The organism is Psychrobacter sp. I-STPA10 (genome assembly GCF_021012795.1).
Lineage (GTDB): Bacteria > Pseudomonadota > Gammaproteobacteria > Pseudomonadales > Moraxellaceae > Psychrobacter.
The window spans coordinates 48368-62258 of record NZ_VFYU01000001.1; the positions used below are offsets into that span (position 1 = coordinate 48368).

At 41.4% G+C, this 13891-nt stretch carries 13 protein-coding genes; 2 read left to right on the forward strand and 11 right to left on the reverse strand.

Annotated features, from left to right (window positions below; all coding sequences use genetic code 11):
- Positions 1–27: 27 nt before the first annotated feature.
- The 6 genes from FHK89_RS00245 to nqrM form a co-directional block, all read right to left on the reverse strand.
- On the reverse strand, positions 28–855 hold the full coding sequence (locus FHK89_RS00245) for a Fic family protein (protein ID WP_230655664.1): 828 nt from the start codon (positions 853–855) through the stop codon (positions 28–30).
- A gap of 86 nt (positions 856–941) precedes the next feature.
- Positions 942–1697, reverse strand: a complete 756-nt coding sequence (locus tag FHK89_RS00250; protein WP_230655665.1) for an ABC transporter ATP-binding protein — start codon at positions 1695–1697, stop codon at positions 942–944.
- A gap of 28 nt (positions 1698–1725) precedes the next feature.
- Positions 1726–2592, reverse strand: coding sequence for an arylesterase (locus FHK89_RS00255; protein WP_230655666.1), 867 nt, complete (start codon positions 2590–2592; stop codon positions 1726–1728).
- A gap of 2 nt (positions 2593–2594) precedes the next feature.
- Positions 2595–3899 carry a valine--pyruvate transaminase gene (locus FHK89_RS00260; RefSeq protein WP_230655667.1) on the reverse strand — a complete coding sequence of 435 codons (1305 nt, stop codon included), beginning with the start codon at positions 3897–3899 and terminating at the stop codon, positions 2595–2597.
- 108 nt (positions 3900–4007) lie between these two features.
- Entirely contained in the window at positions 4008–5249 is a 1242-nt protein-coding gene (locus FHK89_RS00265; protein ID WP_230655668.1) for an MFS transporter, read from the reverse strand.
- 242 nt (positions 5250–5491) lie between these two features.
- On the reverse strand, positions 5492–5767 hold the full coding sequence (nqrM, locus tag FHK89_RS00270; RefSeq protein WP_230655669.1) for a (Na+)-NQR maturation NqrM: 276 nt from the start codon (positions 5765–5767) through the stop codon (positions 5492–5494).
- Positions 5768–5967: 200 nt separating this feature from the next.
- On the opposite strand from nqrM, the gene FHK89_RS14860 reads away from it, so the two are divergent.
- Positions 5968–6093: a hypothetical protein gene (locus FHK89_RS14860; RefSeq protein ID WP_268992888.1), complete on the forward strand. Its 126-nt coding sequence runs from the start codon at positions 5968–5970 to the stop codon at positions 6091–6093.
- Between the two features lie 164 nt (positions 6094–6257).
- On the opposite strand, the gene nhaD is transcribed toward FHK89_RS14860, so the two are convergent.
- Both nhaD and FHK89_RS00280 read right to left on the reverse strand, forming a co-directional pair.
- Positions 6258–7769, reverse strand: coding sequence for a sodium:proton antiporter NhaD (nhaD, locus tag FHK89_RS00275; protein ID WP_230655670.1), 1512 nt, complete (start codon positions 7767–7769; stop codon positions 6258–6260).
- 301 nt (positions 7770–8070) lie between these two features.
- Positions 8071–9183, reverse strand: a complete 1113-nt coding sequence (locus FHK89_RS00280) for an FAD:protein FMN transferase (protein ID WP_230655671.1) — start codon at positions 9181–9183, stop codon at positions 8071–8073.
- Positions 9184–9474: 291 nt separating this feature from the next.
- On the opposite strand from FHK89_RS00280, the gene FHK89_RS00285 reads away from it, so the two are divergent.
- Positions 9475–11139, forward strand: coding sequence for a hypothetical protein (locus FHK89_RS00285; RefSeq protein ID WP_230655672.1), 1665 nt, complete (start codon positions 9475–9477; stop codon positions 11137–11139).
- A 158-nt stretch (positions 11140–11297) separates the two neighbouring features.
- Here the strand turns inward: FHK89_RS00285 and nqrF are convergent, their stop codons facing one another.
- The 3 genes from nqrF to FHK89_RS00300 form a co-directional block, all read right to left on the reverse strand.
- Complete coding sequence (nqrF, locus tag FHK89_RS00290; RefSeq protein WP_230655673.1) at positions 11298–12536, reverse strand: NADH:ubiquinone reductase (Na(+)-transporting) subunit F; 1239 nt, start codon at positions 12534–12536, stop codon at positions 11298–11300.
- A gap of 75 nt (positions 12537–12611) precedes the next feature.
- The gene (gene nqrE, locus FHK89_RS00295; RefSeq protein WP_230655674.1) at positions 12612–13220 is read right to left on the reverse strand and encodes an NADH:ubiquinone reductase (Na(+)-transporting) subunit E; all 609 of its coding nucleotides are present in this window, start codon (positions 13218–13220) and stop codon (positions 12612–12614) included.
- A complete protein-coding gene (locus tag FHK89_RS00300; RefSeq protein WP_230655675.1) occupies positions 13220–13891 on the reverse strand; it encodes an NADH:ubiquinone reductase (Na(+)-transporting) subunit D in 672 nt (223 codons plus the stop codon). The genes nqrE and FHK89_RS00300 overlap by 1 nt, the downstream gene beginning before the upstream one ends.

Below are 13891 nucleotides of genomic sequence, written 5' to 3' on the forward strand. Positions count from 1 at the left end.
TATATTGAGATTATTTTTTTAAAATAATCATGGCTGATAATTGCTAATATACGTCTGAGCTTCAGTTACTGCCTCTAAATTCATGCGTGAACAAACCTTTTCATAAGCTGAAATAAAATAGTTGGCAAAGGTGCTATAGTCGGGTGAGTCGCTCTCGTAGTAATTCAATACAGCCATTACATACTCATTTTGATGGCTTTCAGTAAATAAGATAGGCATTTTATTAGCCTGTAATAAACTATAGGCACTCATATTTCTAGCGGTGCGTTTATTATGGTCAATAAAATATTGCAAGTAGGCTAGATTTTGATGAATATACACCGCTCTTTCAAAGGGATTTTCGATTTTATCATATTCATTGGCAATCAAGTCTAATCCCGCTTCTAACTGTTGTGGTTTTGCAGAGGGTACATAGTTGGTTGAGCTGATAAATACAGGTAATTTTCTTACCACGCCTATATCTTGAATATCTAGCAATCTATCTGATGCTAGACAATGTAAGTTTTTGAGCAAATGTTTAAAAGGTGACGGTTGCTCTGAGAAATGAGCCTCTTTGAGCAAATAATTAAAAGCACTGTGCATATTAATCAGCATTAACGCATCATCAAACTTTTTCTCGTTTGGGGCTGTTATGCCTGATTTGAGTAAATTTTCGGCTTGCACTGCGGTATAGCTGTTGCCTTCGAGCACAGCAGAGGTGTGGGCAAAAGTAATGGCAAAAGATTCAATATTGCGTGGTACAAACAAATATTCACTTTTTGAAAATAAGCTTAAGGCTTCTAAATAAACTAACTGTTCCTTTGAAAATATTGGCGTATAAATTAGTTTCTCTTCATTATATTTAATAATGGTCATGATAAGTTCTTATTAATATAGTTTTGGTTTGTAGGCGTGGGTATAAATATGAGTATTGACATAATACCCCTATATGGTTTGATTAGCTAACCTGCAACCCGACCATCGACAATGGTAATCACCTGATTGGCATGGATGCTTAAACTTGAGTCATGAGTCACCACTACCAACGCCGTTCCTGATTGCTGTTGTAGCTCTAATAATAAATGCATCACCTGTTGGGCATTTTGCTCATCAAGATTGCCTGTTGGCTCATCGGCAAAGATGATTTTTGGTCGGGCGACCAATGCCCTTGCCAAAGCGGTGCGTTGTTGCTCACCCCCTGATAGCTGATGCGGTAAACTGTCACGGCGATGCGCGAGCCCAACCGCAGTGAGCAACTCTTCGACTCGGCTAGGGTCAGGACGTCGGGCAATGTCTAACGGAAAGGCGATATTTTCAGCGACCGTCAGCGTCGGCAACAAATGAAACGACTGAAACACAAAGCCCATATCTTGCTGGCGTTTTTGTGCCAATGCCTCTTCATCAAGCTTGGTAAGATTTTGTCCATCTAGCCACACCTCACCAGAATCAGGATAGTCCAGCCCTGCTAACAATCCTAACAGTGTTGATTTACCTGAGCCAGATTTCCCCATAATCACCGCAAACTCACCCGCCTGCACCGCCACATCAATACCCTTAATAATGTCGATACGTTGCTCACCCACACTCACACTTTTACTAAGATTGTTGGCATATAGCAGGGGTTGTGACGTAGTTGACGTAGTGGGTGAGGGGTTGTGTGAGTTATTCAGGGTAGGGCTTGCGTTGGAATTTGTGGCAGATTTCATGTCAGGTTTCATGGCACATTTTCTATATTATTTATATGAATTACGGTGAGTTTTGCGTATTGCTGGATTTCTCTTGCACCACCTCAGTTAGCACAGGTATCAACACAGGTAAGATATTATTACTCACCACATAGGTATAGCCCTCTTTGGTTGGGTGAATGGCATCTTTTTGGTTGAGATTGGCATCACCTGCGACCCCATTTAAGAAAAATGGGATATATGCCACCCCTGTATCTTTGGCGATGCGTGGATAAATACGTGAAAATTGATTCACATAATCATCACCCATATTGTCATAAATCTCCATACCCCCCAATATCACCGTACTACCACTGTCTTGCAAGCGTTCAATGGCGGTGCGAATGTTTTCATCGACAGTGGTTACAGGTACGCCACGCATGGCATCGTTTGCCCCTGTGGTCAAAATGGTAATATCAGGCTGAGTTTTTAACGCCCAGTCGAGCCGATTGACCAGACCAGTACTGGTTTCACCACTAAGCCCTGAGTTAACCACGCTGACATTGCTATAACCTGCTTTACGCAGTTGTGATTGTAGTTGGGCAGGGTAGTTGTCTTGCTCCGCAACCCCCAAGCCTTCAGTGAGCGAATCACCAATCGCCAGAATCGTGATGGGCGTAGTGATGGGCTCGGCTAGTGGTTGCAAAGGTGGATTAAGCACAGGGGCTTGCGAATTCGCCGTTTGTGAATTCGCCGTTTGCGGATTGCCAGTTTGTACAGGTTGGCTTGCGGTAGGTTGTGCATTATCGTTATCAGTATCGCTTTTGCTATCAGATACAGGTTGACACGCCATACACAGTAAGGTGGTTAATAGCGGTATTATGCCCATACGGATATAAGGTCGTTGTTTGGCTGAAAACAAAGAAGGCAAAGAAGACAATAACGACATAACTACTTGCCTCCTGCATACAAATCTCGCACCACCTCACCAATCACCGCAATGCCTTTTTGTAAGGTTTCATCATTAGCAGCGATACTCATACGGATACATTCATGGGCATGCGGATAATCATTTATATCAAGACCGGGGAAGAAGTATTCACTGGGTACAATCAGCGTGCTTTTGGCTTTAAGACGCTCGTATAATTCAGTGGTACTAATCGGCAAGTCTTTAAACCACAACCACAAAAATATTGCTCCTTCTGGTTTATGAATTAGCATTGGTGTATTGCCCATTTCATGTTTGAGCAGCTCAATGGCTCGCTTCGCTTTTTGCGCATAAAAGGGCTGAATAACCTCATCAGATAGTTGTTTGAGTTGGTCATTTTCTAATAAAGGTCGGGCAATGGCACCGCCAAAGCGAGTCGGCGCAAGGTTCACCACTGCATTCATACTGCTAATGGCATGGATTACTTGTGGGTTTGCTATCACAATGCCAGTACGCACACCGGGCAAGCCGATTTTCGATAGACTAAAACACAAAACGGTATTATCATCCCAATTTAGATTGACATCAGGATAGATAATATTGGGGAATGGCGCACCATAAGCATTGTCAATAATCAGCGGTATATCATGCTGTTTAGCAATTTTAGATAGGTGTGCCATTTCATTATCAGTGAGTACATTACCGGTTGGATTGGTCGGACGAGAGCAACAAATCGCACCGATTTTGCCTTGTGCCAGCTCAGGCAAATTTTCTAACGCCTCAAAATCTACCCGATATTTAAAAAATCCCGATTCACCTTCATGGCAAACCTCTTCGATATTGGGTTTAATCGCCACAAAGTGTTGCCCATCAATATGCACATCACTATAGCCGATATATTCAGGGGCTAGGGGCAGTAAAATAGATTTATTATGTGTGTTTTGTGCTTCACCAAATTCACCACCAAATAGATTAAACAAATAAAAAAACGCATTTTGTGAACCATTGGTAAGGGCAATATTGGCACTGCTCAGATTCCAATCATAATGACGATTAAAAAAATCCACCAAAGCAGTGATAAATTTACTATCCCCTTGTGGATTAGAATAATTGCCCATCACATCAGTGGCACTGCTGTCCAGATCGCCGATACTCATCTGCTTAAAGCTTTGTAAAAATACCTCGTTAACCTTATCAATACGGGCAGGATTACCACCACCAAGTAGGTTAACTGGGGTTTCGCTTTTGAGGGCATCACCCAAATCGTCCATTAATTGTGAGATACCAGTGGGTGCAACAAATTGTTGTCCAAAATTAGAAAAATTCATAGTCATAAAAACCGTATAAATTTGCATGAAAAGTGAAGGAAGAAAAAAAGATAAAGGCAATAACAAATAATAGTTTTATTGCCTAAGTTTAGAGTAGATAAAGGATATTTAGAGTGGCTTACCATCAATCATCATTGGACGACTGGCAAACCATGCTGCCACCACATTGACGCACATCAGTAGCAACAAGCACAATAACGCCAAGCTCCAATCACCCGTGTGCTCATGTAGCCAACCTGCCCCCAACGGACCAAAAATGGCTATCAAATAACCGATGGTTTGTACCATACCTGATAGGCTACTGGCTTGTTGCGGGGTATAGGTACGCAGTGAAAATAGCATAATAGATAAAGTAAAAATCCCCGACGTTCCCAATCCCATCAATGCTGACCACAACCATGCTAAAGAGGGTGTCATATACGCCATACCAAATGAGCCAATCACATTTAAAGCTGCTGATGTCACCGCCACCATTTGTATAGATTTACCACGGCGAATTAGCCAGGTTAAGCTTAAAATTGCCACAGGTGCCATAAACTGAAACACCGATGCCATGTGTCCTGCTTGTACTTGATCGAGTCCTTTACTGAGCCAAATTGATGGTAAAAAACTGGCAGAAGTATAAAACATCACCGATTGAAGTCCCATAAATACAGCCAACTGCCAAGCCAATGGTGCACGCCAAACTGAAATATCATCATCAATTGATGTATCCATTGTTTGTGGCAGCTTATGCGACGACCCCAAACGTATGCGTAATACCACCCAAAACACAGTTGCCAATATACCCAGGGCTGCCCAACCGCCGAGCGCCCATTGCCAGCCCACTTTTGTGGTCAGCGGATAAACAATGCCTGCTACCAGTCCTGCCACTGTGGTCATGGTGAGGCTAAATAGTCCAGTGATTAATGCAATATTGTTTGGTGTACGTTGTTTAATAATCGGAGCAGCCAACGTATTGGCAAAGCCAATCGCCAATGACAAGAGTATTGTCCCCAACAAAAATCCAGTCCAGCCTACCCACCAAGAGCGCACCACAATGCCAGCAGTGAGCATCACCAACATCACAATCAGTGTGTTTTCTAATCCAAAACGTTTACCAATGGGGGGGGAAATAAATGCCCCTAGCGCAAACATAATCATCGGCACTGCCCCAAGCCAACCAATTTGCGCTTCAGATATGTGCAGGGCATCTTGTACCACAGGGGCAATAGAGCCGAGTGCCACAATGGGTGAGCGCATGTTTGCCGATAATAATACAATGGCAATCAGCACCAGCCAAAAAGTTGCCTTGGGCGTAATGGGAGAGCTGTGCTTAGAATTAGGCTGTGATTGCATTGATTGAGACATAAAATTTGCTTGTAGCGAGTAGACAAAAAAGCAGAGGAGCAAAAGTTAAGATGTTCCTTCTACCAGTAAAAAACTATCCCACAAGCAGCCTTAAATAGCAATGGTAGGATATATTACAAATAAAAATATTAAATTGAAAAAATTATAGATGTCTGTGTAGGGTTTTGCAAAATTTTATTAATTATAACTAATTGCCATTCACTGGCAACTATTCTAGCAGTAACTATCTTTCTTTGTATGTATCAGACAGCAGACTTGCCAAGTTTTTTTGCGGCCTCTTTGGTCGCATTGGCTTCTGCCTCACTACCCCCTAACGCACGAGCATCATTGAGTGACTCACACTTATTAGGATCATCACCACAAAACTGACACGTCTCATCGCCCATCAGATTTGCCACTCGACCGCATGAACCACGTAGTGGCTCTTTTTTGATCATATAGCCAATGCCCATAAATAAGAAAAACAGCACAAACACCACAAAAGTGATGGCAAGGATGGGTAGCAGTTGAGTCAACATAACAGCTCCTGTCTAGCAGTCCGTTGAGACGGATAATGGACGCACAATCACGCACAATACAAACTCATATTATAACAAAACCTACCTTGTACTAGGGTGACGCAATGTAACCAATCAATACAAACAGTGACTCACGTATAACAGCAACATGCAAATTAATACATAGCCAATCCTGCTATCCGCTTGTATCTGTCGAACCGATGGCGTGCGTACTAACGTGTCTGCCAGCATTCCATCTAAACGAGCGACTACTGTCAGCCACAGTCCGCATCGCCATCGGCTACGACAGGATACCGCTACTATCAGGGCTAAAAAGCCTCACCTAAACCAACCTTAGCGACTCATCCAAACTATAGTCTGCCTAATATAAATCCACCACGGTGTTAACCTCACTCGATGTACTACTTGTACTATCTTCACTCGGTTGCCTTGTAGTGAAATTATATTAGATTGACTATAAGCCAAGAGAAATAGCTTTTAGAAAATCACCTTACAACACATGTATCACAATATAAGTGGCTGCCCCTGCCAGATAACCAAGTAATGCCAAACCACTGATGCGCTTGAGATACCAAACAAAAGGTATTTTCTCCATACCCATCGCTGCCACACCTGCTGCCGAACCAATGATTAAGCAGCTACCACCCGTACCCGCACAATATGCCAAGAAGTGCCAAAATGCCCCATCTTGCAAAAACTGCCCTTGACGAGCCAACTCATCACCGCTAAGTCCCGCCATTGCCGCATCATTAAGCAGTGGATACATCTTCATTGCACCTGCAACTAATGGCACATTATCCACCAATGCCGACAGCAAGCCGATGACCACATTAATAATATATAAATTACCAAAAGTGTTATCCAAAAAGTGTGCCATGTCAATTAAATGACCTGCTGTTGCCAGACCAGAGACAGCCAATAAAATACCCAAGAAGAATAGAATACTTGGCATATCCACACGAGCCAATACCCCAACAACAGTCAACTGACGCTTAATATGTACCTCTTTATCACGGTGCAGCATCTCAGTGAAAATCCATAAGATGGCTAATCCAAATAAAATACCAAGATAGGGTGGCAAGTGGGTAACAGTTTTAAATACTGGCACAAATGCCAGTGCACCCAAACCAAGTATCAATACCCGCAGGCTGTTGCGTGGTTTGACTCTAAATTCTTCTGTTGGTGCTTCATTGGCATTGGCTTCGTCAGTTACAACATGGCTTTGAGGGGCATGTGGAGTACTACTAATTGCATCAAGCTCATCGTCTTGTTGGTTAGGATTGGTGGTTAAGTAATTGGTATTTGCCGTTGCCAGTACTGGTTTGCTTTGTGGTTTTTGTACTTGTCTGCCTTTGAGCTTGAAGCTTAATACTGCTAACGGAATCAATGCGGCAATGAGACTGGGTACAATCAAATCGAGCATGATGCGGCTGGCGGTAATCTGATTACCAATCCATAGCATGGTAGTGGTGACATCACCAATGGGTGACCATGCTCCGCCTGCATTGGCACAAATGACAATAATTCCAGCAAACCACCAGCGCAAGGTTTTATCGGTAATGAGTTTGCGGATAAGTGATACCATGACGATGGTGGTGGTGAGGTTGTCGAGTAGTGCTGAGAAGAAGAAAGTCAAAATACCCACAATCCATAGCAAAGTCGTGGCATTGGTGGTATTAATGCGACTGGTGATAACACTAAAGCCATCATGGGCATCAATCAGTTCAACAATGACCATTGCACCCATTAAGAAGAATAATATCTCAGCGATTTCGGCAAGATGATGACGCAGCTCAGTATTTAGCAGATGTGATGCACCATGCATCGCTTCTTCACCAGAAAGATGATTGGCAAGTAGCGTATCTGCTCCAAATACCAGTAATACCCAAATAAGTACCGCAGTCAGCAGAGCTGATGCGGCTTTATCGATATGTAAATTGTGTTCGAGTGCAATTGCAAGATATCCAAGTATGAATACCACCGCCATCAATGTATATATCATCATCTGTCCTTAAACAATGTCTATGAAAATCCTTTTAGCTGATAGTATTTTACATAATTTGTATAATAAATATCAGCCATGTTTTTGTTTAATGGTTTTAGGTTACCAAAGTAACAGTATCTATGCTAGTTTATGAAGATAAAATGATTTTAGCAACTCATTAGTTGATATTTATTATCATTTGGCAAGATTTTGATGCAGAATTAGTATTTAAAGCCTATTTTTTGTGCAATTTGTCTTCTTAATGACTTAATTTTATGCTTAGTCATAGGCTACGAATATGTTTTGTAATTTCTAAACATTATTGTCCCTGACTATCTGAGCGCAGTGCTTGCATGGCAGGTGTTTCAACCACTTGCCAATCTTTGATGGTATGTGTGGTCACAGATGCTTGTTTGGGCACAATAAATAGGGCTGCCAGATTTTGTGAAGTTGCAAGCTGTAGGGCTTGAGAATAGGGCATGGCAGTGAGAGCCGTTGCCCATGCATCGGCAAGCATCACCGAGTCCGCCACTACGCTGACAGAAGGTGCGCCACCAACAATGGGATTACCTGTTAAGGGATCAATAGTGTGGCTATAGCGTTTGCCATCAAAGATGACTGAGTTGCGATAGTTACCTGAAGTTGCCAAGTGTAGCTGATTGGTTGAAGTTGGTTGGCGTATGATGCTGATGGTTTGACGGCTATCGACACTGCTGTCTAATACAGGGGCATCAATGGCAATTTGCCACGGTTTATGTTGCGCATTGACACCAGAGGTAGCGACTTCACCACCAATTTCAACCATATAGTTGTTAATGTGGTATTGCTCATACAACACCTGTGCAATCACATCGACACCATAGCCTTTGGCAATGGCAGAAAAATCTAAAGCCACCCCATCCTTGGTTTTAGTTAACTGTTGTTGATCATGTTCTAGTATGACGGCATCAAAATCAATCAGAGCTTTGGCAGCAGCGATATCCTCTGGATTAGGTGGGCTTTGTAATCTATCAATGGTCATGGTTTTACCAAAACCCCACAGTTCAATGAGGGGCATCACTGTCGGATCAAACGCACCACCTGATTGCTGATAAATAGTTTTGGCATTGTCTAACACGGTGACAAAATCAGCATCTATTTGCATGGGGGTATTTGCTGGCTGGCGATTAAAGGTAGAAATCAGTGAATCATCTTGATAAGTTGACATGCTGTGATTAATGCTGGCTAACCTGTCATCAATGGACTTTAAGATGGCCTGTTCATCCCCATCTTTTGGCATCTCATAACGGATATGGTAGCTTGTGCCCATGGTTTCTCCCTCAATATAGCCATATTTCGGGGATTGTTGGCAAGCGGTGAGTGTGACAGCTAGCCCTGAAGCGATGATGGCGGAGGTAATAAAAGAAATATTAGAAGTCAAAGAGCAAGACATAGTAAAAAGCCCTAATGTAAATAAAGAGATGGTTTGGCTACTATTAACTCACCACTGGATTTGCTGTTATGGCTTGCCCTGTGATGAAATGAGGTTAGGTTAGATTGACGATGACTATTTTTGTAAAAGTCTTATAAAGATCGGTACGATAAGAGTAATCAATGTTATAGCAGTTTGGGATTGAGCTCAATAGTCAGGATATCGTCACTAATGATGCTAGACTATAGTTTATAGAAAATGATGATACTATTTAATAATATTGATTAAGTACTAAAAAGGACGACATTTCTCATGCTTAACCCACCAAACATTGTACAACGTCAGGTCGAATATCTGCGTTATCATTTACAGCAACAAACCATACCTAATGGCGGTCTGTTATTTGCTCAGGCATTAGAAAAATGCCAACTTGATAATACCGATGCCAGCATTGTGCGTCTAAATCAGATGTTTGTACAGATGTCTAAAAAAGGTATTACCCTTAAAAAAATCCTGCAACAATCAGGTTCAAAGAATTTTTTACTGACGGTTGCTATTTATATTATTGAGCAAATTGGTAGAAAAATTGATGATGTACCCATCTGGAAGAATCATGAAGAATTGATCAAGGTAATCAACTTACCAGAGGCACAGGACTCACCTGAGGTTTTTAAGGACTTTGCATTTAGCTTTGGGGCTCAGTTTTCTTATGGTATCAGTTTACCACTAGGTGCAATACAAAGTACGTTAAATGGTGAGATGAATCTAGTCAACTATATTAATGATACGGTGAATCACTTATTGAGTAAAGCTGAGGTTGACTTGCGTGGTGATGCCAACGACATTTGTTTACAGTATCTAAAAAAAGTACGTACAGGCAAGTTAATTGATAATATCATCGCTTATCAACCACTATTATCTAAGATTAACTTTGATTACTCTTATCGCAGTTTAGGACAGATAGATCAATGTCTAACCACCATCAAAAAACAACAAAATCTGATGTTTGATGATTATGATGAATTTGTTAATCAGCCAGAAAATCAGAAATTTATCTATTTATTAGGTTGTTATATTGGTATGACGGCAGCACGTATTGCCAGAACAGGATTTAAATGGTTTAACTACAAACAACTACAAGAGATATCACCCAATCCAGAATTTATCTTTTGTTTAGAAAATAATCAAGTGATGATGTTTGATGGCGGTTATATGCGTACGCCGTTATTGGTTGTTACCAATCGTTTATTTGGACTGTTAGAAGATTATCCCACCACAGCACAAGCATTTACCAATAAAGTCATAGAAGAAAATAGCAGTAATCTGAGTAGTTATCCTTTATCCGTCAGTAGTACTAAGGTGTTACCAAAAGACTGGCAAACCGCCATGCATCTAGGTGGGTTGTTGGCAGCATGGAATATGGTGCATTTAAGTGATGGCACAGAATTGGGGGCGATGTCGATAAATTATGATGAGTCAAATACAAACGTCACCTTTGAAAAAATTATGGATAGTGATATTGGTGGGTTATTACAAAAACTGGATACACCAAAAGTAGGGCAGAAGTTTGATTTTTTAAGCTATGATATGTATGTCAATATGCCAACAGGACGAACAGATGGGGTGACCATTGAGATACGTGTTTATAGTGAGCCAACCCTGATGCTCACCTTGATACTACCCTATCGTAATTTGAATACATTGTATGGATTTACCCGTGGTTTTGCCATTTATCCACTGGTTTACTATCAATACAAAAATCGCCCTGATGGTTGGTTAGAGCCATTAACACAAGCATTTTATCAAGGAGCAAAAGAGATAAAATCTCCTATACATGATACAGACTCTTGGAGTGTGTACTATATTGATAAACATGATTTGTATGAGCCATCACCATTAATAACTCATCCAAAAGATAATGGATTTGTAGAGAGTGACTCACAGATAACTATTTTGCCACCACTTGTGGCGGCTTAGTCCTCATTGTCCATACTAAGTTTTAAATATAGTCAGTAGCAAATGACATGAAAAAATATCAAAAATTAGCCATAAAAAAAGAGCCTCATTAAAGGCTCTTTTTTTATGGTATATATCAATTCAACAATGCAATATCAATGCTTTAACTACGAAAACTATTAACCACCAAAGTCATCAAGTAAGATATTTTCATCTTCGACACCCAAAGAGTGTAGCATGTCGATAACGGCAGCATTCATTACTGGTGGTCCACACATATAAAACTCACAATCTTCTGGGTTTGGATGGTCTTTTAAGTATTCTTCATATAAGACATTATGAATAAAGCCCGTGTATCCTTCCCAGTTATCTTCTTCTAATGGGTCAGATAATGCCACATGCCATTCAAAGTTATCAAACTCTTCAGCAAGTTGATCATAATCTTCAACATAGAACATTTCACGTACTGAACGTGCACCATACCAGAAGCTGATTTTACGATCAGAGCTTAGACGCTTGAGCTGGTCGAATATGTGTGAGCGCATTGGTGCCATACCTGCACCACCACCGATAAATACCATTTCAGCTTTGGTGTCTTTAGCAAAGAACTCACCATAAGGGCCTGATACAGTGACTTTGTCACCAGGTTTTAAGCTAAATACCCATGAGGACATTTTACCCGGTGGGATACCATCAGGGCCACGAGGTGGTGGCGAAGCAATACGGATATTAAATTTGATAATACCTTTTTCATCTGGATAGTTTGCCATTGAATAGGCACGAATAACAGGCTCATCAACTTTTGAGACATACTTAAATAGCCCAAATTTTTCCCAGTCTTCTAAGTATTCTTCATCAATATCAAAGTCTTTGTAGTGTACTTCATGTGCAGGTGCTTCTAGCTGTACATAACCCCCTGCACGGAAGTTTACTTCTTCACCCTCAGGGATTTTTAACACCAACTCTTTAATGAAGGTGGCAACGTTATCATTAGAGACAACCTCACACTCCCATTTTTGCACATCAAAGAATTCTGGATCAATCTCAATTTCCATGTCTTGCTTAACAGCAACTTGACAAGCTAAGCGCATGTGATCACGGATTTCACCTTGAGTAAAATGACCTTCTTCGGTTGGTAGAATAGAACCACCACCTTCAATTACACGGCAGCGACACTGTCCGCAAGTACCACCACCACCACAAGCAGAAGACAAAAAGATGCCTTCATTGGCTAGTGTTTGTAGTAGCTTGCCCCCCGCTGGGGTGACCACGTCATTTTCTGGGTCTTCGTTAATATGAATGGTTACATCACCTGAGCTGACCAGTCTTGAACGTGCTGCCAAAATAATGGCAACCAAACTCATGATGATCAGGGTAAACATGGCGACGCCACCGATTGCCGTACCAAACAACTCCATGATACTTGTCCTTATTATTGGTAGGGTAGGGTACAACACTCATTGCTGTAGCTACCCTCATAAATGAGAAAACGGTTAAATCGACATGCCACCAAATGACATAAAACCAAGCGACATTAGTCCAACAGTAATAAACGTAATGCCTAAGCCACGTAGTGGGGCAGGCACATCTGAATATTTAAGTTTTTCACGAATACCGGCCAGTAAGGTGATTGCCAATGCCCAGCCAAGACCTGCGCCGATACCATAAGTGACGGATTCGGTAAAGTTATAGTCACGCTCAACCATAAACAGTACACCACCCATGATGGCACAGTTTACAGTGATTAGAGGTAAAAATACCCCCAAAGCGTTATATAGTGCTGGCACAAACTTATCCAAAAACATCTCAAGAATCTGTACAGTAGCAGCAATGAGAGCAATATAGCTTAGTAATCCCAAAAAGCTTAAATCAATATTTGGGAATCCTGCCCATGCCAGTGCACCATCTTTTAATAGGTACTGAAACAGTAGATTGTTTAAGGGTACCGTGATAGCCATAACAACAATAACCGCTACCCCAAGCCCGATGGCGGTGGAGACTTTTTTGGAGACTGCCAAAAAGGTACACATCCCCAAAAAGTAGGCCAATGCCATATTCTCAATAAAGACTGAGGTAATAAATAAACTAACATAATGTCCCATTAGTGACCTCCACCATGTGCTAAGCCTTTGGACTGCGGCTTGATCACGAATTCAGGTTCTTCAACTTGCTCAGGCTTCCACATACGTATGATGACAATAAATAATGCAATAATAAAAAATGCAGAAGGTGGCAATAGCAATAAGCCATTTGGCACATACCAGCCATTATTAGTAACAGGGTTTAGCAAGGTGATACCTAGCCAGCTACCACTACCCAATAATTCACGAATACTGGCAACGAAGATCAATACGGCTGAGTAGCCAAGTCCATTACCAATACCATCTACAAAGCTTGGTATGGGTGGGTTGCTCATCGCAAAGGCTTCTGCACGTCCCATAACGATACAGTTGGTAATGATCAGCCCCACAAATACTGATAAACTTTTGCTGACATCATAAGCCACTGCTTTTAGTATCTGATCAACGACAATAACCAAAGAGGCAATCACCGTCATTTGTACGATGATACGAATACTTGATGGGATCTTATTGCGAATGATGGAGATAAAAAAGCTTGAAAATGCGGTGACTAAAGTCAAAGCAATACACATCACCAGTGCATTAAGTACGCTGGTTGTCACCGCCAATGAAGAACAGATCCCAAGGATTTGCAGTGCAATTGGGTTGTTATCAAAGATGGGGGTGGTTAAGATTTTTTTGGTATCAGCCAT

What these genes read in the sequence shown, in the direction of transcription:
- FHK89_RS00245 (WP_230655664.1), bottom strand. Translation starts at nt 855, where the DNA reads ATGACCATTATTAAATATAATGAAGAGAAACTAATTTATACGCCAATA.
- FHK89_RS00250 (WP_230655665.1), bottom strand. Translation starts at nt 1,697, where the DNA reads ATGAAACCTGACATGAAATCTGCCACAAATTCCAACGCAAGCCCTACC.
- FHK89_RS00255 (WP_230655666.1), bottom strand. Translation starts at nt 2,592, where the DNA reads ATGTCGTTATTGTCTTCTTTGCCTTCTTTGTTTTCAGCCAAACAACGA.
- FHK89_RS00260 (WP_230655667.1), bottom strand. Translation starts at nt 3,899, where the DNA reads ATGAATTTTTCTAATTTTGGACAACAATTTGTTGCACCCACTGGTATC.
- FHK89_RS00265 (WP_230655668.1), bottom strand. Translation starts at nt 5,249, where the DNA reads ATGTCTCAATCAATGCAATCACAGCCTAATTCTAAGCACAGCTCTCCC.
- nqrM (WP_230655669.1), bottom strand. Translation starts at nt 5,767, where the DNA reads ATGTTGACTCAACTGCTACCCATCCTTGCCATCACTTTTGTGGTGTTT.
- FHK89_RS14860 (WP_268992888.1), top strand. Translation starts at nt 5,968, where the DNA reads ATGGCGTGCGTACTAACGTGTCTGCCAGCATTCCATCTAAACGAGCGA.
- nhaD (WP_230655670.1), bottom strand. Translation starts at nt 7,769, where the DNA reads ATGATATATACATTGATGGCGGTGGTATTCATACTTGGATATCTTGCA.
- FHK89_RS00280 (WP_230655671.1), bottom strand. Translation starts at nt 9,183, where the DNA reads ATGTCTTGCTCTTTGACTTCTAATATTTCTTTTATTACCTCCGCCATC.
- FHK89_RS00285 (WP_230655672.1), top strand. Translation starts at nt 9,475, where the DNA reads ATGCTTAACCCACCAAACATTGTACAACGTCAGGTCGAATATCTGCGT.
- nqrF (WP_230655673.1), bottom strand. Translation starts at nt 12,536, where the DNA reads ATGGAGTTGTTTGGTACGGCAATCGGTGGCGTCGCCATGTTTACCCTG.
- nqrE (WP_230655674.1), bottom strand. Translation starts at nt 13,220, where the DNA reads ATGGGACATTATGTTAGTTTATTTATTACCTCAGTCTTTATTGAGAAT.
- FHK89_RS00300 (WP_230655675.1), bottom strand. Translation starts at nt 13,891, where the DNA reads ATGGCTGATACCAAAAAAATCTTAACCACCCCCATCTTTGATAACAAC.